Raw genomic sequence first — 25196 nt, forward strand, 5'->3', positions numbered from 1 at the left:
AATATTTCAGAGCAGACCGAGCAACCGCAGGTCGGTCACGTATTTGACGATCACCGCCGCGGTGATGTGCGGGATGTCGTTATCGGGGCCGATTTTGGCTTCCTGCACCGCGGCGCGGAACCGTTCGGTCGGTCCCAGGCAGCCGCGCGCCGGGTCCGCCGGCGGCACGTGTTGGGCGTTGCGCAACTGCAGCAGCTGCAGCACCGACTGGTGGCGCTGGCGTTCCGGCAGGGCGTGCAGCGCGGTCTCCATCCGGTGCAGCCACTCCCCGAAGTCGTCGACCCGCTCGATCGGATATCCGGCCTCGATGACCCAGTCGACGTACTCGTCGAGCCCGATGCCGTCGTCGTGCGGGTTCATCACGTGATAGGTCTCGAACCCTGCGGCCGAATCGCGGCCCACCTGGGCGCCCAGCGTGGTGATCGACTCGGCGACGAACTCGACCGGCAGGGCGTCGAAGTGCGCGCGTTGCCGGTTGCCGCGGGCGTCGAGCTGGTAGAACGAACGCGGCGCGACGCCGCTGGCCACGACGCTGAACAGCAACCGGGTGAACATGTCGGACAGGTTGAGCTGGCCCGCGTAGGTGGTGTCGGCCAGGATCATGTCGCAGCGGAACACGCCGACGGGCAGCGCGCACAGGTCGTGGGCCTCGCGCAGCAGCACCTCGCCGGCCCACTTGCTGTTGCCGTAGCCGTTGCCGTAGCTGCCGTCGATCGTGCGGATCGGGCCGGCGACGCGGACGTCGGCGTCCTCGGTGAACGCGGCCGGCTCGATCTGGTCGCCGACGTTGGCGGTCGAGACATACGTGTACGGCTTGAGTTTGGTGGTCAGCGCGAGCCGGATCAGCTCGGCGGTGCCGGCGACGTTGGGGGCGAACAGCTCGCTGTAGGGCAGCACGCCGTTGACCACCGCCGCGGAGTCCACGATGAGGTCGACGGTGTCGGCCAGCCGCTGCCAGGTCTGTTCGTCCAGGCCGAGATTGGCGCGGCCCTTGTCGCCGGCGATGACCTCGAGGTGGTCGGAAGCGAGCTCGTCGAAATACCGCCGCAAAGCGGGGTCCCCTGCAAAACCGGGAGGGTCGAAGGTCCTCTGCAGCCGGCGCCGCGCGTCCTCGTCGGAGGTGGCCCGCACCAGGCAGATCAGCTTGCCTTCGGCCAGTTCCAACCGTTCCAGCCATTGCAGCACCAGGTAGCGGCCCAAAAAGCCGGTGGCCCCGGTGAGCAGCACCGTGCGCACCTCGGCGCTCGGCCCCGGCAGCGACGGCGCGGCGGCCAGCGTCGAGGCGTCGATGAACTTGTCCAGCGTGAGGTCGCAGGCGTACACCTCGGTGGCGTCGCGGCCGTGCACCGACGCGAAGTCGCCCTGGTGGCCTTCCCCGGCATCGTGATCGCGGTTGAGCTGCTGGCTCAGGCTGCGCACCGACGGCGCCTCGAAGACGGCGCGCACGGGCACGTGGATGTCGAGCGCGTTGTAGATCGCGGCGACCAGGCGCATCGCCGACAGGGAATCCCCGCCCAGGTCGAAGAACGACTCCTGCACCCCGACCCGCTCGAGGCCCAGCACCTGGGCGTAGAGCCAGGCCAGGATCTCTTCGACCGCGGTGGCCGGGGCGAGGTAGTCGTCGCCGCCCTGGTAATCGGGGGCGGGCAGGGCGCGGACGTCGAGTTTGCCGCCGGACGTCAACGGCAGCGCGTCGAGCACCACCACCGCGGCCGGCACCATGTAGGCGGGCAGCCGTTCGACCAGCAGGGTGCGGAGTTCGGCCGGGTTGGCCGTCCCGGTGATGTAGCCGACCAGACGCTTGTCGCCCGGGCGGTCCTCGCGGGCGATCACCAGCGCCTGCTCCACACCGTCCAGCGCGGCCAGCGCGGATTGGATTTCGCCGAGTTCGATGCGATACCCGCGGATCTTGACCTGTTCGTCGGCGCGCCCGACGTAGCGCAGCTGCCCGTCGGGACCCCACGACGCCAGGTCGCCGGTGCGATACATGCGCGCGCCCTCCCCGGCGAAGGGGCACGCCACGAACCGGGACGCGGTCAGACCGGGCCGGCCCAGGTAACCGGTCGATACGCCGCCGCCGGCCACGTACAGCTCGCCGACCACGCCCGCGGGCACCGGCTGCAGGCATCCGTCGAGCACGAACAACGCGGCCCCGGATACCGGCGAACCGATCGGCGGCGCTTCGGGTCCCGGTGTCAGCGGCGCGCTGACGGCCGCGACGATCGTGATCTCGGTGGGGCCGTAGACGTTGACCATCACCCGCCCGGACGCCCACCGCTGCACGATTTCGGCCGGGCACGCTTCGCCCGCGACCGCCAGCACCGCGGACTCCAGGCCCCCGGTCGAAAGCATCGCCACCTCGGACGGTGTCTGGGTCAGCATGTCGACCCGTTCGGCAACGAGCAAGGCGTGCAGGTCTTTCGGGGAACGCACGACCTCGTCCGGTACGACGAGCACCCGCCCGCCGTGCAGCAGCGCGCCGAAGATCTCCCACACCGAGAAGTCGAACGCCAGGGAATGGCAGTTGCTCCACACCCGTCCCGGTGCCGCGGGCAGACCGGCGGCCTCCAGGGAGGCGAACAATTGGGTGGCGTTGTGGTGGGTGACCGCCACGCCCTTCGGAACTCCGGTGGTGCCCGAGGTGTAGATCGTGTACGCGATGTGGTGCGGCGCCGGCGCCGGCAACGCCGTGGTGGGCCGGTGCTGGATCGTCGGGTCATCGATATCGATGACGAGCACGTCGAAATCGTCGAGGCGCGACCGGTGTTCGGCGGTGGTGATCACCGCCGCCGGTGCGGCGTCGGCGAGCATGAAGTCGATTCGGGCGGCGGGCAGGCCTGGATCGATCGGGACATACGCGGCCCCGGTTTTGAGCACCGCCAGGATGGCGACGCCGGCCCGCGCCGAGCGCTCGGTGAGCAGCGCGACGCTCTGCCCCGGCCCGCAACCGTAGTCAATGAGCAAGTGCGCCAACCGGTTTGATGATTGGTCGAGTTCGCGGTATGTCCACGAGTCCGCCCCCTGGGTGACGGCCACCGCTTGCGGGGTGCGCGCGACGTGGTCGGCGAACACCTCGGGGATCGACACCGGCGGGCGCGACGGGCCGTCCAGCGCCGCGCGGTTGCCGATCGCGTCGAGGCGGGCGCGCTCGTCGACGCCGAGGATGTCGATCGACGACAGCCGCCGGGCGGGGTCGGCGGTCATCGCTTCCAGTACGCGATGCAGCCGGGTGATCAGCGCCTCGACGGTGGCGGTGTCGAACACGTCGGTGCGGAACTCCACGGCCCCGCCGATGCCGGCGGGCCGGCCGTCGGCGCTCCAGCGTTCGGCCAGCGACCACGCGAGATCCATGCGGGCGGTGCGGGTGTCGACCGGCAGCGGGGTGACGCGCACGTCGCCCAGGCTCAGCTCCGCGGAGTCGGTGTTCTGCCAGGCCAGCATGACCTGCACCAGCGGATGGTGCGCGAGGCTGCGGGCCGGGTTGAGCCGTTCGACGAGGACCTCGAACGGCACGTCCTGATGCTCGTAGGCGGCCAGGCTGCGCGCGCGGACGTGGGCGAGCACCTCGGCGATGGTGGGGTCACCGGTCAGGTCGACGCGCAGCACCAAGGTGTTGACGAAGAAGCCCACCACGTCGTCGAGGGCCGGGTCGCGCCGCCCGGCGATCGGAAAGCCCACCGCCACATCCGAACTCGCGCTGACCTTGGCCAACAGCACCGCCAGCGCGGCCTGCACCACCATGAAGCTCGTCGCGTTATGCGCGCCCGCCACCGCACGCACCCGCTGCTGCAACTCCGCCGGCCAGTCGACGGCCACGCTCGCGCCGCGGAAATCGGCCACCAACGGATACGGCCGGTCCGTGGGCAATTCGAGCCGCTCGGGCATTCCGGCCAGGGTGTGTTCCCAATACCGCACCTGCCCGGCGATCAGGCTGTGCGGATCCTGCAGTTCGCCGAATTGGGCGCGCTGCCAGAGCGTGTAGTCGACGTACTGCACCGGCAGCGGCGCCCAGGCCGGGGCGCACCCGGCCGAGCGGCTGACGTAGGCCTCCCCCAGGTCGCGCACCAGGGGGGTGAGCGACCACCCGTCGGCGGCGATGTGGTGCACCACGGCCACCAGCAGATGCTCGTCGTCGCTCACCCGCAAAAGCATTGCCCGCAGCGGGATTTCGGTGGCCAGGTCGAACCGGTGACCCACCAGGGTCTCAACGACGTTGCCCAGCCGGGTGGTCGACCACCCGCGCGCGTCGCTGATCTGCCAGCCGCAGTCGGCGTCGTCCACATCGACGACCAGCTGCCGCGGTATCCCCTCCCGCGCCGGGAACATCGTCCGCAGGCTCTCGTGGCGGGCCATCACGTCGGCCAGCGCCGCGCCGAACGCCTCGGCGTCCAGGCGCCCGTGCAGCTGCAACGCGATCGCCATGTTGTGCACCGGTGAGGGCCCGTGCAATTGGCCCATGAACCACAGCCGCGACTGGGCGAACGACAACGGCACCATCTCGGGCCGCTCGGCGGCCACCAGCGGCGCGCGCGCTCCGCCCTCGGTGCCCAGGCGCGCCGCCAGCCGGCGAATGGTGGGCGCTTCGAATAACGCTCGCACGCCGAGGTGGACGTCGAGGCCGGTGTTGACCTCAGCGACCAGGCGCATGGCCGACAGCGAGTCCCCGCCGAGATCGAAGAAGGAGTCGTCGATCCCGACGTTCTCGACGCCCAGGACGTGGGTGTAGATGTCGGCCAGGGCCCGCTCGACGGCGGTGGTCGGGGCGCGATAGTGATCGGAGCCGTGCGACCGGTGCGAGTAGTCGGGTGCGGGCAACGCGCGGGTGTCCAGTTTTCCGTTGGCCGTCAGCGGCATTGCGTCGACCGCGAGCACCGTGGCCGGGACCATGTAAGCCGGTAGATGCTCGGCCAGCCGGGCGCGGACCTCGACCGGATCGGCGGTCCCCGTGACGTAGCCGACGAGCCGTTTGTCGCCGGGCCGGTCCTCGCGGGCGACGACCGCGGCCTGTTCGATACCGTCCAATTCGGTGAGCGCGGACTGGATCTCGCCGAGCTCGATGCGGTAGCCGCGGATCTTGACCTGCTCGTCGGCGCGGCCGAGATAGTGCAGCTGCCCGCCCGGGCCCCACCGCACCAGGTCCCCGGTGCGGTACATACGCGCGCCGGCCGCCCCGAAGGGGCAGGCGACGAACCGCGACGCCGTCAGGCCGGCCCGCCCGACGTATCCGGCGGCGACGCCGGAACCGGCGACGTACAGCTCGCCCGTCACACCCTCGGGCACCGGCCGCAGCCACGCGTCGAGCACGAAAAATCCCAGATGCGCCAATGGCATTCCGATGGGGCTGGCGTTGGTGTCGATGTCGCTGTCGACGATCTCCCGGTAGGAGGCGTGCACCGTGGTCTCGGTGATGCCGTACATGTTGATCACGCGGGGGCGGTTGGGATGGTTGTCGAGCCACTTCGCGAGCCGTTGCGGGCTCAGCGCTTCGCCACCGAACACGAGGGTCTGGACGCCCAGCCGCGGGCCCGACCGCGCGCCGTCCAGGCTCTGCAGTGCCGAGAACGCCGACGGCGTTTGGCTCAGCACGCTGACGTTCTCGGCAATCAGCAAGGCGTGCAGGTCTTCCGGCGAGCGCACCACCTCGTCGGGCACGACCAGCAGGCGTCCGCCGCCCAGCAGGGCGCCGAAGATCTCCCACACCGAGAAGTCGAAGGCCAGCGAATGGCACTGGCTCCACACCCCCGCCGGCGCCGGCCGGTCGTGCAGCGAGGCGAGCAGCTGGGTGACGTTGTGGTGGGTCACCGCCACGCCCTTGGGGGTGCCGGTCGTGCCGGAGGTGTAGATGACGTAGGCGATGTTGTCGTCGGCGGGCCCCGGCAGGGCGGTGGCGGGCCGGGTGTGCACGGCGGGGTCGTCGGCGTCGATGACCGCTCCGTCGAACCCGTCGAGCCGGTCTCGCAGGTCCACGGTGGTGAGGGCGGCGATCGGTGCGGCGTCGGTCAGCATGAATGCGACCCGCGTGTCCGGCATCGCCGGGTCGATCGGCAGGTAAGCGGCCCCCGTCTTCAGCACCGCCACGATCGCGACGATCGCGGGCGCCGAGCGCTCCATCAGCACGGCGACGCACCGTCCCGGCCGCGCTCCCCGCTCAACGAGCAAGTGCGCCAACCGGTTTGTGGACTCGCCGAATTCGCGGTAGGTCATCGAGCGGTCCCGGTCGCGCAGCGCCACCGCGTGCGGGTGCCGCGCGACGTGGTCGGCGAACAGCGCCGGGATCGACACCGGCGGGCGCGACGGGCCGTCCAGCACCGCGCGGTTGCCGATCGCGTCGAGCCGGGCGTGCTCGTCGGGGCCGAGGATGTCGATCGACGACAGCCGCCGGGCGGGGTCGGCGGTCATGGCCTCCAGCACCCGCTGCAATCGTTCGATCAGACTTTGGATGGTGGCGGTGTCGAACACGTCGGTGCGGAACTCCACGGCCCCGCCGATGCCCCCAGGCCGGCCGTCGGGGCCCCAGCGTTCGGCCAGCGACCACGCGAGATCCATGCGGGCGGTGCGGGTGTCGACCGGCAGCGGGGTGACGCGCACGTCGCCGAGGCTCAGGTCGGTGGGTTCGTCGTTCTGCCAGGCCAGCATGACCTGCACCAGCGGATGGTGCGCGAGGCTGCGGGCCGGGTTGAGCCGTTCGACGAGGACCTCGAACGGCACATCCTGGTGCTCGTAGGCGGCCAGGCTGCGTTGGCGCACCCGGGCCAGTAGCTCGGCAATCGTGGGGTCGCCGCCGAGATCGACGCGCAGCACCAAGGTGTTGACGAAGAAGCCCACCACGTCGTCGAGGGCCGGGTCGCGCCGCCCCGCGATCGGAAAGCCCACCGCCACATCCGAACTCGCGCTGATCTTGGCCAACAGCACCGCCAGCGCGGCCTGCACCACCATGAAGGCCGTCGCGTTATGCGCGCCCGCCACCGCACGCACCCGCTGCTGCAACTCCGCCGGCCAATCGACGGCCACACTGGCCCCGCGGAAATCGGCCACCAACGGATACGCACGATCGGTGGGCAGTTCCACCCGTTCCGGCAGGCCGGCCAGCGCCTCCTCCCAGTACGCGAGCTGCGCGGCGATCGGGCTGCCCGGGTCTTCCAGGTCACCGAACTGGGCGCGCTGCCAGAGCGTGTAGTCGACGTAGTGCACCGGCAGCGGCGCCCAGCCCGGCGTATCCCCGACCGACCGACTGGCATAGGCGAGCGCCAGGTCCCGCACCAGCGGAGTCAGCGACCACCCGTCGGCCGCGATGTGGTGCACCACGGCCACCAGCACGTGTTCCTCGTCGCCGAGGCGGAAAAGGCATACCCGCAAGGGGATTTCGGTCGCCAGGTCGAAGGTGTGCCGGGCCGCGTCGCGGACGGCGCCCTCCAGCCGGGCCGGTGACCAGCCGGTGGCGTCGATGGTCAGCCATGTGACGTCGGCCCGATCGGGCGGCAGCACCACCTGGTGCGGTATGCCCTCGGTGGCGGCGAACACCGTCCGCAAACTCTCGTGCCGCGCCACCACGTCGGCGAACGCGGCACCCAGCGCACCGGCGTCCAGGCGTCCGGCGAGGCGCAGTGCCGCGGCCATGTTGTACACCGGTGACGGGCCGTGCAGCTGATCGATGAACCACAGCCGCGACTGAGCGAACGACAACGGCACCACCGCCGGCCGCTCGCGCGGCTCCACGCCGGCCAGGCGCCCCCCGTTCGCGCTGACGCGCGCCGCCAGCTCGCCGATTGTGGGCGCTTCGAACAGCGTTCGCACGCCGAGGTGCGCGTCGAGACCGGAGTTGATCGCGGCGATCACCCGCATGGCCGACAGCGAATCCCCGCCCAGGTCGAAGAAGGAGTCGTCCGCGCCGACGCGCTCGAGCCCGAGCACCTGGGCGTAGATGCCTGCCAAGATCTCCTCGGTGGGCGTGGCCGGCCCCCGATACCGGCCGCCGGTGTATTCGGGCGCCGGCAGGGCCCCGGTGTCGAGTTTGCCGTTCGGTGTCAGGGGCAATGCCTCGATCGCCACCACCGCGGCCGGCACCAGGTAGGCCGGCAGCCGGTCGGCCAGCCTGGCGCGGAGCTCGGCCGGGTCGGCGGTGCCGGTGATGTAGCCGACGAGCCGCTTGTCGCCGGGCGTGTCCTCGCGGGCGATCACCGCGGCCTGCCCGACGCCGTCCAATTCGGCGAGCGCGGTGTGGATTTCGCCCAGTTCGATGCGGTGGCCGCGGATCTTGACCTGGTGGTCGGCGCGGCCGACGTAGTGCAACCGGCCGTCCGGCGCCCACCGCACCAGGTCACCGGTGCGGTACATGCGCGCACCGGCCGATCCGAAGGGGCAGGCGACGAACCGTGACGCCGTCAAACCGGGACGGCGCGGATACCCGACGGCGACCCCGTGCCCCGCCACGTACAGCTCACCGACCGCACCGGCGGGCACCGGCCGCAGCCAGTCGTCCAGCACGAACAGCGCCGCCCCGGACACCGGCGACCCCAGGGGCGGCGCTCCGGCGCCCGCGGTCAGCGGCGCACTGAGCGTCGCGTCCACGGTGGTTTCCGTCGGGCCGTAGGCGTTGATCATCACGCGGCCCGGCGCCCATTGGTCCGCGAGCGCGGCCGGGCAGGGCTCGCCGCCGATGATCAACGCCGAGTGCAGCTTTCGCGGTGACAGGGCGGTCAGCGCCGACGGGGTGTGGCTCAGCACGCTCACCCGCTCGGCGGCCAGCAGGGCGTGCAGCTCGTCCGGTGAGCGCGTCACCGACTCGGGCACCACCACCAGCCGGCCGCCGCCGGCCAGCGCCCCCCAGATCTCCTGCACCGAGACGTCGAAACCGTACGAGTGGCATTGTGACCACACCCCCGCCTCGGGCAGCGGCGCGTGCAGCGATTCCAGCAGCTGGGTGACGTTGCGGTGGGTCACCGCAACACCTTTGGGGACACCGGTGGTCCCCGAGGTGTAGGTGACGTAGGCGATGTTCTCCGGTGCGGGCGTCGGCAACGGCCCGGCGGGCCCGGTGTAGGCTTCGCCGGCGTCGAGGACCGGGAGGTCGAATCCGTCCAGCCGGGCCCGCAGCCCGGCGGCGGCGACCGCGGCGACCGGGGCGGCGTCGCCGAGCATGAACTCGAGGCGCGCCGCGGGCAGGGCCGGATCGATCGGCAGGTAGGCGGCCCCCGCCTTGAGCGTCGCGAGGATCGCCACGATCGCCTCCGCCGAACGCGGGAACAGCAGCGCCACGCACTCCCCGGGCCCCGCGCCACGCTCGATCAGCCTGTGCGCCAATCGGTTCGATGCCTCGTCGAGTTCGCGGTAGGTCATCGAACGGCCCTCGAAAGTGACCGCTCTCGCCTCGGGGACGCGGGAGACCTGCGCGGCGAACACCGCCGGGAGCGATAGGGCGGCGCTCGACTCGGCGGCCAGCACCGCTTGGTTGCCCCACAGTTGCAGCCGGGCGCGCTCCGGCGCGTCGAGCACATCCAGCGATCGCAACGGCCGGGCGGGATCGGCGGGCATGGCCGTCAGGAGCCGGCGCAGGCGGTCGGTCAGGGCGTCGACGGCGGCGGGTTCGAAGACGCCGATGTCGAATTCGATGCGCAGGCGCAGCTCGTCGCCCGGCACGGCTTGCAGCGACAGCGGGTAGTGGTTGTAGTCGTGGCTGGTGAATTCGGTGGCGGTGAGGTCGTCGGCCGCCGCTAGCGCGGCGGCGTCGATCGGATAGTTCTCGTACACCAGCAACGTGTCGAACAGTTGGTCGTGTCCGGTGACGCGGTGGATTTCGCTCAGCGCCAGGTGCTGGTGCTCGACGGTGTCGTTGTGGGCGCGTTGCAGCCGGTCCAGAAATTCGGCGACGGTCGTCGTCGCGGCGGCCTGGGCGCGCACCGGCACGGTGTTGATCAGCAGGCCCACCATGGATTCGGCGCCGGGCAATTCCGCCGGCCGGCCGGACACCGCGGTGCCGAAGGCGACGTCATGCCGGCCGGTCAGCGACATCAGCAGTTGCGCCCAGGCGGCCTGCAGCACGGTGTTGAGGGTGGTGCGGCAGGAGCGGGCGAGTTCGCCGAGCGCACCGGTGGTTTCGGCGGAGAGCTGGACCGTGGCGACTCCCCGCGGCCCGAGGTCCGGCCGCCCCGCTTCGGCCACCAGGGTGGGCGTGTCGAAACCGTCGAGCGCGTCGCGCCACACGGCGCGGGCGCCCGCGGCGTCCCGGCCCCCCAGCCAGCTGACGAAGCGGCGGTAGGGCGGCGCAGCCGGTAGCCGCGACCCGTAGTAGCAGGAGAAGATCTCCTGCAGCAGGATCGGGAGTGACCAGCCGTCCATCACGATGTGGTGGACGGTGAGCACGAACCGGAATTCCTTGTTCGCGGTGCGAATCAGCATGGCCCGCAGGGGCGGTTGGTCGTCGAGGTCTCGCACCGCGGCGCGTTCTGCGGCGGACATCCGCCGGACCTGGTCGTCGATGTCGTCGACGTCGCCGTCGAGTTCGACGTGGCGGTAGGCGATTTCGGGGGCCGCCGGGATGATCTGCACCGGGTCGCCGAAGCCGGACCAGAATCGGGCGGCGAGGTTGGGGTGGCGGGCGACGACGTTTTGCACGGCGTGGTGGAGCCGCTGGGGGTCGAGGCCGCCGCGCAGCGTGATGGTCAGCTGCACCGCGTACACGTCGCCGTCGGGTTGCGTCGTCGAATGAAAGAGCAGCCCCTGCTGTAGCGGGGTCAGCGGCAGGATATCGGCGACGTCGTATCGCCGCTCGAGGTCGTCGATCTGCTGCTGGTCCAGGCGGGCCGGTGCGATGTCCGATGGGGTCAGCCCGCCGCCGCCGCGGCGCACGTGGGCGCAGATGCCGGCCAGGGCCTCAAACCACAACCGGCTCAACCGGTTTACCTGTTCGTGGGTGAGTGCCGAGGACGCCCACGTCCAGCCGGCGTGCAGGTGCGGGCCGTCCTCGGTGTCCATGGTGCCGGCGTTGAGTTCCACCGTGTGCGGCAACGGTAGGGCCACCGCCGCGGCCGCGGCGCCCAGCGCGTGGCTGTTTGGGCTGAGTTGCCATAGCTCGTCGGACGATTCGGCGGGCGCTCCCCCGAGGCGGCCCAGGTAGTTGAAGCCGATGGCCGGGTCCGGACCGCCCAGGCCCACTTCGGGATTCAGGTAGCGCAACAGTCCGTAGGTCAGGCCGTCGGGCAGCCCGCGCAACTGCTCCTTGGCGTCCTTGATCACCGCCCCCAGCGCGGACTCACCCGCGACCACGCGAGCCCAGTCCAGCCCGTGGACGTCGAGGGCCACCGGGTACTTGGCGGTGAACCACCCGACGGTGCGGGACAGGTGCACGTGCGGGCCCAGTTCCTCGTTGCGCCCGTGGCCCTCGACGTCGATGCCGATCGGCGTCGCCGTCCCCAGGAATTCGGTGAACGCCAGCCCGAACGCGATCAGCAGGATGTCTTGCACCCCGGCGTGAAACGCGGCGGGCACCTCGCCCAGCAGCTGGCGGGTCGTCTCGGCGTCCAGCGCCGCGGACAACTGCCCGGCCGTCTCATAGGTGTCCCACGGCTGGACGGGCGGCAACGCCGGCGGCGTCTCGGTGATTCGCCGCCACACCTCCGCCAGCTCGGTCACCGCCGGATCCTTGGCGTGCTGAGCCAGCAGCGACGACCAGCGGGCGAACGAGGTGCCGGGGGCGGGAAGCTCGATCGGTTGGCCGCGGTGACGTTGGGCCCAGGCGATGTTGAGGTCCTCGATCAGGGTCCGCCAGGACACACCGTCGACGGCCAGGTGGTGGACGATCAATGCCAATTGATTTGTCGCGCTTGCCCATACCGCGCACACCAGCACGCCAGCGCCGGGGTTCAGCCGCGCGCGGGCCCGCATCAGCGCCTCCTCCGAGAGCGCGTCGACGGTGCGCAGGCAGGCCCGGGCGTCCACCGAGCCCGCCTCGGGAACGTGTATGTCCCAGCCGCCGGCCCCGTCGTCGTCGACGCAGAGCCGCAGCGTGGGATGGCGGTCCAGCAGCGCCTGCAGCACGACCGCCACGTCGGCCTGGCCCACCCCGGCGGGCGCCGCCAGCACCATGGTCTGGTTGAACTCGTCGATCGGGCCGTCCATGTCGCGCAGCCACCGCATGATCGGGGTGGCCACCACCGGCCCGATCCCCTCGTCGACCACGTCGTCCTCGCCGGTGGCCAGGGTGACGACCCGCGCCAGCCGGGCCACCGACTGCTCGACGAAAACATCGCGGGGCCGGCACATTACGCCGGCCGCGCGTGCCCGGGACACCACCTGCATCGACAGGATGCTGTCGCCGCCCAAGTCGAAGAACGAGTCGTCGACCCCGACCCGTTCGACGCCCAGCACCTGGGCGTAGATGCCGGCCAGGATCTCCTCGATGGCGTTTTCCGGGGCGCGATATCCGTTGCCGCCCTGGTAGTCCGGTGCCGGCAGGGCGCGGGTGTCGAGCTTGCCGTTGGCCGTCAACGGCAATGCGTCCAGCACCACCACCGCCGACGGCACCATGTAGGACGGCAGCCGCTCGGCGAGCCGCGCCCGGATCTCGGACGGGTCGGCCGTCCCGGTCACGTAGCCCACCAGCCGCGCGGCGCGGCGGTCGTTCCGGGCGATCACCGCGGCCCGCTCGACGCCGTCCAATTCGGTGAGGGCGGAGCGGATTTCGCCCAGTTCGATGCGGTGGCCGCGGATCTTGACCTGTTCGTCCGCGCGACCGAGGTACTCCAGTTGACCGTCACCGGAACTGGAAATGCCCCAGCGCACCACGTCCCCGGTGCGATACATCCGCGTGCCGCTGCCGCCGAACGGGCACGCCACGAACCGCGAGGCCGTCAGCGCGGCCCGGCCCAGGTAGCCCGCGGCGACGCCGCGTCCGGCGATGTACAGCTCGCCGGCCACGCCGGGTGGCACCGCGCGCAACCATCGGTCCAGCACGAACAGAGCGGCCCCGGGCACCGGCGAACCGATGGGCACCCGGGCGGACCCCGCCGTCAGCGGCGCCGTCATGGCCGCGTACATCGTCGTCTCGGTGGGGCCGTATTGGTTGACCATCACCCGGCCCGGCGCCCAGCGGTCCATGACCTCGACCGGACACGGTTCGCCACCAACGATCAGCGCCACCGAGTCCAGGCCGTGCCGCGAGAGCGCCGCCACCGCCGACGGGGTCTGGCTCAGCACGGTGACGCGTTCGGCAATCAGCAAGGCGTGCAGGTCTTCCGGCGAGCGGACGATGTCGTCGGGGACGACGACGAGGCGTCCCCCGCGCAGCAGCGCGCCGAAGATCTCCCACACCGAGAAGTCGAAGGCCGGCGAGTGGCAATGGCTCCACACCCGCCCGAGGTTCAGTTTGTCATCCACCGACCGCAACAGCTGGGTGACGTTGTGGTGCGTGACCGCCACACCCTTGGGCACGCCCGTGGTCCCGGAGGTGTAGATGACGTACGCAATGTCGTCGGGCGACGGGTCCGGCAGCCCGGTGGCGGGCTGGGTGGCCAGGGCGGGGTCGTCGACGTCGATGATGCGCCCGGCGAATGCGCCCAACCGTGGCCGCACCTCGGCGGTGGTCACCGCCGCGATCGGTTCGGCGTCGGTGAGCATGAACTCGATGCGGGCGGTCGGCAGCGCCGGGTCGATCGGCACGTACGCGGCCCCGGTCTTGAGGACCGCCAGGATCGCCACGATCGCTTCGGCCGACCGCGGCATCGCCACCGCGACCCGCTGGCCCGGCGCGGCGCCGCAACCAATCAGATTGTGCGCCAACCGGTTTGTGATTTCGTACAGTGCACGGTAGGTCCACGCCCGCTCGCCGCAGGTGATCGCGACCGCCTCGGGGTTCCGTGCCACCTGCGCGGCGAACGAGGCCGGGATGGACGCGCGTGCGGTCGCGGGCCGGGTCAGCACGGCGCGGTTGCCGACGGCGTCGAGGTGGGCGCGCTCGGATTCATCGAGGACGTCGATCGCGGACAGCGGCCGGGTGGGGTCGGCGGTCATGGCGGCCAGCACGCGTTGCAGGCGCGTGACGAGTGTCTCGATGCTGGCCGCATCGAAGACGTCGGTGCGGAACTCCACCGTCCCGGCGATGCCGGCGGGCTCCCCGTCCTCGTCCCACCGTTCGGCCAGCGACCACACCAGATCCATGCGGGCGACCTGGGTTTCGAGCGGCAGCGGCGTCACCCGCACGTCGCCGAGGCTCATGTCGACGGGGTCGTTGTTCTGCCAGGCCAGCATGACCTGGACCAGCGGATGATGCGCCATGTCGCGGGTCGGGTTGAGCCGTTCCACCAGCACCTCGAACGGCACATCCTGGTGTTCGTAGGCCGCCAGGCTGCGCCGGCGCACCCTGCCCAGCAGTTCAGCGGCGGTGGGGTCGCCACTCAGGTCGACCCGCAACACCAGGGTGTTGACGAAGAAGCCGACCACCTCATCCAGGGCGGGGTCGCTCCGCCCGGCGATCGGGAACCCCACGGCCACATCGGGACTCGCGCTCAACGCGGACAGCAGCACCGCCAGGGCCGTCTGGACGACCATGAAGCTCGTTGCGTTGTGTGCCCGCGCCAGCTCGGCGATCCGGTGCTGCAGGGCGGCCGGCCACTGCACGTCCACGCTGGACCCGCGATGGTCGGCGACCAGCGGGTAGGGCCGATCCGTGGGCAGCTCAACGTGTTCCGGCAGCCCGGCCAGGGCCCGCTCCCAATAGTCCAGTTGCGCCACGATGGGGCTGTCGGGGTCGTCGAGGTCACCGAATCGGCCCCGTTGCCACAGGGTGTAGTCGACATATTGCACCGGCAGCGGCGCCCAATCCGGCGCGCGCCCAAGGCGGCGGGCGGCGTAGGCCTCCCCGAGATCGCGCACCAGCGGGGTCACCGACCATCCGTCGGCGGCGATGTGGTGGACGACCGCCACCAACACGTGTTCGTCCTCGCCGGTGTGGAAAAGCCATGCCCGCAATGGGATTTCGGTGGCGAGGTCGAAGGTGTAGCGCGCCGCGTCCTGGGTGGCCTCCGCCAGCCAGGACGCCGGCCATCGCGTCGCGTCGACGACCTGCCAGTTGACGTCGGCCCGTTCGGCGGGCAGCACGACCTGTTGGGGGGCGCCCTCGGGGGCGAGGAAGATCGTCCGCAGGCTTTCGTGGCGGGCGACCACGTCGTCCAGGGCGGCCCCCATCGCGTCGGCATCGAGGCGGCCGGACAGGCGCAGGGCGACCGCCATGTTGTAGACCGGCGAGGGCCCCTGCAGCTGATCGATGAACCACAGCCGGGTCTGGGCGAACGACAACGGCAGCAGCGCCGGGCGCTCGCCGGCCACCAATCGTCCGGCGCGGCCGGCGCCGGCCTCGACCCGGAGCGCCAGCTGCGCGACCGTGGGGGCCTCGAACACGGATCGGACGGTCAGCGCGGCGTCCAGGTCGGCGTTGATCGCGGTGATCAAACGCATCGCCGAGAGGGAGTCGCCGCCGAGGTCGAAGAAGGAATCGTCGACGCCGACCCGTTCGACGCCGAGCACCCGGGCGTAGACGCCGGCCAGGGTTTCCTCGACCGCGTTATTCGGGGCCCGGTACCGGCCGGCGTCCCGGTAGTCCGGGGCGGGCAGGGCGGCGGTGTCGAGCTTGCCGTTGACCGTCAACGGCATCGCGTCGAGCACCACCACCGCCGCCGGCACCATGTAGGTGGGGAGCCGCTGACCCAACCAGGCCCGAATGTCGGCGGAGTCAGCGGCTCCGGTCACATAGCCGACGAGACGCCTCTCGCCGGCACGATCTTCGCGGGCGAGCACCGCGGCTTGCTCGATACCCTCCAATTCGGCTAGGGCGGCGCGGATTTCGCCCAACTCGATGCGATACCCGCGGATCTTGACCTGCTCGTCGGCGCGGCCGACATAGTGCAGCTGTCCGTCGCGGTCCCATCGGGCGAGGTCGCCGGTGCGATACATCCGTGCGCCGGCGCCGCCGAACGGGCACGCCACAAAACGCGACGCCGTCAGCCCCGCCCGCCCCAGATAGCCGGCGCCCACCCCGGTGCCGGCCACGTACAACTCCCCCACCACCCCGGCGGGCACCGGGCGCAGGCACCCGTCCAGCACGAAGAGCGCGGCTCCGGCCACCGGCGACCCGATTGCCGGTGGCCCGGACCGCGCGCGCCCCGCTGTCAGAGGTGGGCTGTGCGACACCCACATGGTGGTCTCCGTCGGGCCGTACACATTGACCATCACCCGGCCGGGCGCCCACCGATCCACCAGCTCACCCGGACACGGTTCGGCGCCCACCACCACCGTGACCGTCTCCAAGCCCTGCGGCGACAGCATCCCCAGCGCCGACGGCGTCTGGGTCAACACGGTGACGCGCTCGCCAATGAGTGTGGCGCGCAACTCTTTCGGCGACCGGGCCGCCGAATCGGGCACCACCACCAGCCGCCCGCCGTGCAGCAGCGCACCCCAGATCTCCCACACCGAGAAATCGAATGCCAGCGAATGGCACTGGCTCCACACCTGATCGGGCCCCAGTTCCACCCCGGCGTCCAGCACACCGAACAGTTGCGTCACGTTGGCGTGCGTGACCGCCACCCCTTTGGGCGTACCCGTGGTGCCCGACGTGTAGATGACGTGCGCGACGTCGTCGGCCGCCGGCCCCGCCGCCACCGGCGTCGCCGGATGTGCCGCGAGGGCCGGGTCGTCGACCTCGACGACCGCCCCGCCGAATTCTCCTAACCGCGAACGCAACTCGGCGGTGGTCACCACGGCCTGCATGCCGGCGTCGGCGACCATGAAGCCGATCCGCGCCGCAGGCACCGCCGGGTCCATCGGCACGTAGGCCGCCCCCGTTTTCAGGACCCCCAGAATCGCGATCACGGCCTCGGCCGAGCGCTCGAGCAGCAGGCCCACGCGCTGGCCGCGGCCCACACCGCGGCCAACAAGCAGGTGCGCCAGCCGATTCGCGTCCGACTCCACTTGCTCGTAGGTCCACGATCGTCCCCCGCAGCTGATCGCCACCGCGTGTGGCGCGCGCTGCACGCACGCACCGAACAGGGCCGGGACCGACGCCCACGCGCTCGGCCGGCTTAACGCCGAACGATTGGCCCACGCGTCAAGGCGGGCGTGCTCGTCGTCGTCGAGTACGTCGATCGACGAGAGCCTGCGACCGGGGTCTGCGGCCATGGCGACCAAAACCCGCCGCAACCGTTCGGTCAGCACACGGATGGTGTCCGCGTCGAACAGGTCGGTGCGGAACTCGACGGTGCCGCCGATTCCCGCGGGCCGGCCGTCGCCGCTCCAGCGTTCGAACAGGGAGAACGTCAAATCGGTACGCGCGGTGCGGGTCTGCACCGGAACCGCGGTGATCTGCAGTTCACCCAGGCTCAGCTCGGTCGGATCGTTACCCTGCCAGGCCAACATCACCTGCGTCAGCGGATGATGCGCCAGCGAACGGTTGGGGTTGAGTCGCTCCACCAGGAACTCGAACGGCACGTCCTGGTTTTCGTAGGCCTCCAGGCTGCTCCGGCGGACCCGGGCCAACACGTCGGTAACGCTGGGGTCGCCGGCCAGATCGATCCGCAGCACCAACGTGTTGACGAAGAAGCCCACCAGTTCGTCCAGGGCGGGATCGCGCCGGCCGGCGATCGGAAAGCCCACGGCCACATCGGAAGTCGCGGCGATCTTGCCGAGCAGCACCGCCAGGGCGGCCTGCACCACCATGAAACCGGTGGCGTTGTGCGCCCGCGCTACCGCGCGGATGTGTTGCTGCAACTCGGCCGGCCAGTCGATGTCCACGTCGTCGCCGCGGTAGTCGGCCACCGCCGGGTACGGTCGATCCGTCGGCAGCAAGACCCGTTCGGGCAGGCCCGCCAGCGTCCGCTCCCAATACGCGAGCTGCTCGACGATCGGGCTCTCCGGGTCGTCGAGGTCTCCGAATTGGGCTCGCTGCCACAGGGTGTAATCCACGTACTGCACCACCAGCGGAGACCATTGTGGGGCCCGTCCGGCGCAGCGGTCGGCATAGGCGACCCCAAGGTCATGCACCAGAGGATTCAGCGACCAACCATCCGCAGCAATATGATGGACCACCGCCACCAGCACATGCTCGTCGCCGGAAGCTCGGAAAAGCTTGGCCTGCAAGGGTATTTCGGCTGACAGATCAAATGCATAACCGGCTGCGGCATCAATGCCCTCCTTTATCCGTGCCGGCGACCAGCCGGCGGCATCTATTACTTCCCACCCGATGTCGACCCCCTCGGCGGGTATCACCACCTGTTGTGGCGTCCCGTCGGACACGGCGAACACCGTGCGCAAACTCTCGTGGCGGCCCACCACGTCGACGAGCGCGGCCCGCAGCGCCTCCACCTGCAGCGGCCCGCGCACCCGCAACGCTGCCGCCATGTTGTACATCGGCGAGGGCCCCTGCAGCTGATCGATGAACCACAGCCGGGACTGCGCGAACGACAACGGCACCACCGCCGGCCGCTCGGCCGCCACCACCCGCGAGAGCCGCTCCGCACCCTGGTCGAGGCGCGCAGCCAATTGGGCCACCGTGGGCGCCTCGAACAACGCGCGCACCGAAACCCCGGCATTAAGAGCGGCATTCACGGCCGCGATCAGGCGCATCGCCGACAGTGAGTCCCCGCCGAGGTCGAAGAAGGAGTCGTCCACGCCGACCCGCTCCACGCCCAGCACCTGGGCGTAGATGCCGGCCAGGATCTCCTCGACGGCGCTCGCCGGCGCCCGGTAGCGGTCGACGTCTTGATATTCCGGCGCCGGCAGGGCGCGGGTGTCGAGCTTGCCATTGACCGTCAACGGCAGCGCGTCCAGTACCACCACCGCCGACGGCACCATGTAGGTGGGGAGCCGCCGACCCAACCGGGCCCGAATCTCGGAAGGGTCGGCGGCTCCGGTCACATAGCCGACGAGACGCTTCTCGCCGGCACGATCCTCACGAACGAGCACCGCCGCCTGCTCGACGCCCTCGACGTCGCCCAGCGCGGCACGGACCTCGCCCAACTCGATGCGGTAGCCGCGGATCTTGACCTGTTCGTCGGCGCGGCCCATGTACTGCAGCTGCCCGTCGGCGCTCCACCGGACGATGTCACCGGTGCGATACATCCGCGCGCCGGGGGCCCCATACGGGCAGGCCACGAACCGGGCGGCCGACAGCCCCGAGCGGCCCACGTAGCCGGTGGCCAATCCCCCACCGGCGACGTACAACTCGCCCACCACCCCGACCGGCACCGGGCGCAGCCACCCGTCGAGCACGAAGAAGGCGAGGTTGCCCAGCGGCACCCCGATCGGGCTGACGTTGTTGTCCACGTCGCCGCCGAGGATCTCGCGAAACGACGCGTGCACCGTGGTCTCGGTGATGCCGTACATATTGATCATGCGCGGCAGGCCGGGGTGGTGATGCAGCCACGTCGACAACCGCCGTGGCTCCAACGCCTCCCCGCCGAACACCACCGTCTGCAACTTCAGCTGCTCACCCAGCTCCGGGGCCAACGCGTCCGCACTCTGCAACGCATAGAACGCCGACGGGGTCTGACTCAGCACGCTGACCTGCTCGCGAACCAGCAAGGCGTGCAGGTCATCTGGTGATCGCACGACGTCGTCGGGCACCACGACCAGGCGACCTCCGTGCAGGAGAGCGCCGAAGACCTCCCACACCGAGAAGTCGAAAGCCAGCGAATGGCACTGGGTCCAGACCTGTCCGACGTCGAGTTGAGCGTCAATGGACTCCAGCAGCTGGGTGACGTTGCTGTGGGTGACCGCCACCCCCTTGGGAACGCCGGTGGAGCCCGAGGTGTAGATGAGGTAGGCGATGCTGTCCGCCGACGGCACCGGCAGGCCCGTGGCGGGCTGGCGGGCGACGGCGGGGTCGTCGATGTCGATGATCTGCCCGGCGAAGCCACCCAACTGCGGCCGCACCTCGGCGGTGGTCACCGCCACGATCGGGGCGGAATCCCCGAGCACGAACTGCATCCGCGCCGCGGGCACGCTCGGGTCGATCGGCACATAGGCGGCGCCCGTCTTGAGCACCGCCAGGATCGCCACGATCGCCTCGGCCGACCGCGGCACCGCGACCGCGACCCGCTGGCCCGGGCCCGCGCCCCGCTCAACGAGCAAGTGTGCCAACCGATTTGTGGCCTCGTACAGGTGGCGGTAGGTGAACGACCGGTCGCCGCAGGTGATCGCCGCCGCCCCCGGGGCGCGGGCGACCTGCGCGGCGAACAGCGCCGGGATCGACACCAGGGCGGCCATGGACGGCATGGTCAACACCGCGCGGTTGCCGATGTCGTCGAGCCGTTTGCGCTCGGCGGCGTCGAGCAGGTCGATCGACGACAGCGGGCGGTCGGGGTCGGCGGTCATGGCCGCGAGCACCCGGCGCAGCCGCTCGATCAGCGTCTCGACGCTGTCCGCGTCGAACACGTCGGTGCGGAACTCCACCATGCCGCCGATGCCGGCGGGCCCGCCCTCCTCGTCCCACCGTTCGGCCAGGGAGAACACCAGGTCCATGCGGGCGACCTGGGTGTCGACCGGCAGCGGGGTGACCCGAACGTCGCCCAGCTCCAGCCCGGCGGCGGGGCCGTCGTGCTGCCAGGGCAGGTTCTGCCAGGCCAACACCACCTGGACGAGCGGATGATGCGCAAGGTCGCGGGTGGGATGGAGCCGGTCCACCAGGACTTCGAAGGGCACATCCTGGTGTTCGTAGGCGGCCAGGCTGCGCTGGCGCACCCGAGCCACCAGCTCGGCGACGCTGGGGTCGCCGCTCAGGTCGACGCGCAAAATCAGGGTGTTGACGAAAAAGCCGACGACATCGTCGAGCGCGGGATCGCTACGGCCTGCGATCGGGAAGCCCACCGCCACATCGGAACTCGCGCTGACCTTCGACAGCAGCACGGCCAGGGCCGCCTGCACGACCATGAAGCTGGTCGCATTGTGGGCCCGCGCCACCTGCGCGACCCGCTGCTGCAGTTCGGCCGGCCACGCGACGTCGATGCGCGCGCCGCGGTGGTCGGCGACCGGCGGGTAGGGGCGATCGGTCGGCAGTTCGAGGCGTTCGGGCATCCCGGCCAGCGCGTCCTGCCAGTACCTCAGCTGCGCGGCGATGGGACTGCCCGAATCGTCGAGGTCACCGAATTGGGCGCGTTGCCACAGCGTGTAGTCGACGTATTGCACCGGCAGCGGCGCCCAATCCGGGGCCTGCCCGCGGGACCTGTGCACGTAGGCCGCGCCGAGGTCGCGCACCAGCGGGGTCAGCGACCATCCGTCCGCGGCGATATGGTGGGCCACCGCCACCAACACGTGGTCGTCCGCGGCAAGCCGGAAAAGCTTTGCCCGCAAAGGTATTTCGTGAGAAAGATCGAAACGGTGGCATGCCTCCGCCTCGATGGCCTGGGTCAGCCGGCTGATGGGCCAGCCGGCGGCGTCGAGGACCTGCCAGCCGACCCGGGCACCGTCGACCGGAACCACCACCTGCCGGGGCGTCCCCTCGGGTGCGACGAACACGGTGCGCAGGCTTTCGTGGCGGGCCACCACGTCGCCCAGCGCGGTGCCCATGGCGTCGGGGTTCAGCGGCCCGCGCAGCCGCAGGGCGACGGCCATATTGTGCACCGGCGACGGGCCGTGCAGCTGGTCGAGGAACCAGAGCCGGGATTGCGCGAACGACAGCGGCACCACGGCCGGCCGCTCCGCCGCGACCACCCGCGCGAGCGTGCTTCCCCCGCCGCACACCTGCGGCGCCAGCTCGGCGACCGTGGGCGACTCGAACAGGGCCCGCACCCCGAGGTGGGCATCGAGGCCGGTGTTGACCGCGGAGACCAGCCGCATCGCCGACAGCGAGTCGCCGCCGAGGAGGAAGAAGGAGTCGTCGATCCCGACGCGTTCGACGCCGAGGACCCGGGCGAAGATGCCGGCCAGGATTTCCTCGATGGCGTTTTCCGGGGCGCGATATCCGTTGCCGCCCTGGTAGTCCGGGGCGGGCAGGGCGCGGGTGTCGAGCTTGCCGTTGACCGTCATCGGCAGCGCGTCGAGCACCACCACCGTCGACGGGACCATGTAGGTGGGGAGCCGCCGACCCAACCGGGCCCGAATATCGGTCGGGTCAGCGGCTCCTGTCACATAGCCGACGAGACGCTTGTCGCCGGCACGATCTTCACGGACGAGCACCGCCGCGCGTTCAACGCCCTCCACCTCGAGCAGCGCGGCGCGGATCTCGCCGAGTTCGATGCGATACCCACGCACCTTAACCTGTTCGTCGGCGCGCCCCAGATACTGCAGTTGGCCCGCCCCGGATCCGGAGCGGCCCCAGCGCACCAGGTCGCCGGTGCGGTACATGCGGGTGCCGGGTTCGCCGAACGGGCAGGCCATGAACCGCGACGCCGTCAGCCCGGGGCGCCGCCAATAGCCCACGCCCACACCCTGCCCGGCCAGATACAGCTCCCCGACCACCCCGGCGGGCACCGGGCGCAACCACTCGTCGAGCACGAAGAACGCCGCCCGCGTCACCGGTGAGCCGATCGGCGGGAATCCCGACCCCGCCGTCAAGGGCGCGCTCTTGCACGCCCACATCGTGGTCTCGGTCGGGCCGTACACGTTGACCATCACCCGACCCGGCGCCCACCGGTCCACCAGCTCCGGCGGGCAGGGCTCGGCGCCGATCACCAACGCCGTGCCCTCCAGCCCCTGCGGCGAAAGCATCCCGGCCGCCGAGGGGGTCTGAGTCAGCACCGTGACGCCCTCGCGCACCAGCAGGGCGTGGAACTCCTCGGGGGAGCGGGCCACCGCATCCGGCACGACGACCAGGCGCCCGCCGTGCAGCAGCGCACCCCAGATCTCCCAGACCGAGAAGTCGAACGCATAGGAGTGGAACTGGGTCCACACCTGCTCGGCCGACAAGGCGAAACCGAGCCGCAGGTCGTCGAACAACTGCGCGACGTTATGTTGAGTCACCGCAACACCTTTGGGCACACCCGTGGTGCCCGAGGTGTAGATCAAATGGGCCACATCCGTCGGATCCGGCGCCCGCAATGCTGTGCACGGCGCGCTCGCCACGGCCGGGTCGGCGATGTCGATGACCGCCAGGTCGAAACCGTCGAGCCGGCCGGCCAGGTCGGCGGTGGTGACCGCGGCCACCGGGGCGGCGTCGGTGACCATGAACTCCACCCGGGCCGCCGGCAGGGCGGGATCGATCGGCAGATACGCAGCCCCGGACTTGAGCACCCCCAGGATCGCCACGATCGCCTCGGCCGACCGCGAAAACAGCAGCGCCACAAACGCACCCGGACCCACCCCCCGGCCGGCCAGCACGTTCGCCAGCCGGTTGGCGGCCTCATCGAGCTCGCGGTACGTCATCGATCGGTCCCCGAACGTCAACGCCACCGCATCCGGCGTGCGCGCCGCCTGCGCGGCGAACAGCTCGACCACGGTCACGGGCGCCGCCGGCCGGCGCAACGCGGACGCGTTGCCCCATTCGTCGAGCCGGGCGCGCTCGTCGGAGTCGACGGCGTCGAGGGACAGCAGCCGCCGCGTCGGATCGGCCGTCATCGCGACCAAGAGCTGTTCGAGTCGGTCCGCCAGGCCGGCCGCGTCGAGGTGGGCCCACGGTTCCCACGCGCCCGCCGTGCTGAGGAAGAGGTCGTCGCCGTCGCCGGAGAAGATCAGACCGAAGCCGTCCGCCTGACCGGAGTTCGTGTACGACGCCGAGGCCATGACGCCGCCGAAGGGCAGCGTGAACGCCGACGGGATGAAGTTGACGCTGACCCGCTCGGGCGGTTGCGTCAGGCCGCGGACCTTGCGCTCCAGCGCGTGCACCGGAAAGCGCTGGTGCTGGATCGCTTCGTCGATCCGCGTCTCGACGCGTTTGCAGAAGGCGGCGACGGTGGACCGCGGCGAGACGCTCAACACGAGCGGCACCACGCCGGCGACCATCCCGGGCAGCGTCTTCTGCTCCGGTCGCACGCGCCGGCTGACCGGGAAATCGAGCACCGCGTCCGAGCCGTCGGCGGACCACCCGCGCACCAGCAGCGCGCAGGCCGCGGTGATGACCGATTTCTGCGACACCGCCCACGCCTCGCAGAACCGATTGACGCGGCGCAGCACCCCGGGATCCAGGGCCGTCGGGGCGGACGGCCACGGGTCGCGCTCCGTGGCGCCGTCGGGCGGCCGATGGTGACCCTGGCCGGCGGGGGGCAGGTTCGCCGTCCAATACGCCTCGTCGTCGCGGTAATCACCGGAGCGCTCGTACCGCGATTCCCAGTCGATCAGCTCCTGCAAGGAGCCGAAGACGGCCGTGGGAATGGGTCCGGCGGACACGATCGCGGAGTAGATCGAGGCGATGCGGTGACCGACCAGCGCGACGCCGGTCCCGTCGATGACGATGTGGTGGCAGCAGGCGAACAAGAAGAACTCGTCGCGCCGGGTCGCAAACAGGACGAACCGGAACAGCGGCCCGGTGAACGGCATGGGCGTGCGCTGGATCGCCAGCGCCCGCCGGCGCGCTTCCCGCACGGGATCGGGCGCGTCGGTGAGGTCGTCAAAGGCCAGCTCGACGTCGGCGTAATCGACCGCCCGCTGGAAGACCTGGCCGTCCACCTCGAAGAACGCCGCCCTGGCCGGCTCGGCCTCCCGCACCGCCTGCCGGATCGCCCACTGCAGGGCATCGCGCTGGACCACGCCGTCGATCCGCACGAACAGACCTAGCTGCCACTCGGTATTGGAGTGACCGGTCTCGCGCGCCAGCCAGATGTCCAGCTGTCCGCGCGTCAGCGGAAGTGCTTGATGATCAAGCTGCATCCCACGCCCCAACCACAGGGTCTTCCTTTCAACCCCCCGGTTGTCTGATACCGCTCGCGCGGAAGCCCGGTCCGCTTCCGTTCGATGTAGCCCCGGCGTCGCAGTTCGTCGTTGACCGAGACGACCGACGCTCACCCACTCCGGAAATCTCGTCTTCAACACGAGTGCAACAGTTGGGAAGGCTAGTAGACGCGAACCCCGGTAGTCCAGGGTTATCCAAACTTAATGTCCTGTGAATTACCCAAAACCGTAGACTGCACCTGCTAATCCCGTACTTCAGATACCTGAGGTACTGATCGGCGATAGTGTAGCTACATACAGTATTGATTGGATCAGGGGGTTTGACGGTTTCGCCGACGCCTTTTCGCGGGCGGTGACCGTTATTGCCGCGTGATAGGCGGCCGGCCCCGGTCAGG

At 70.7% G+C, this 25196-nt stretch carries 1 protein-coding gene; it reads right to left on the reverse strand.

The features are described from left to right. Positions 1-6: 6 nt before the first annotated feature. Positions 7-24780: a non-ribosomal peptide synthase/polyketide synthase gene (locus tag W7S_RS15215; RefSeq protein ID WP_014711948.1), complete on the reverse strand. Its 24774-nt coding sequence runs from the start codon at positions 24778-24780 to the stop codon at positions 7-9. Positions 24781-25196 lie beyond the last annotated feature (416 nt).

It is taken from the genome of Mycobacterium sp. MOTT36Y (assembly GCF_000262165.1).
Classification (GTDB): domain Bacteria; phylum Actinomycetota; class Actinomycetes; order Mycobacteriales; family Mycobacteriaceae; genus Mycobacterium; species Mycobacterium intracellulare.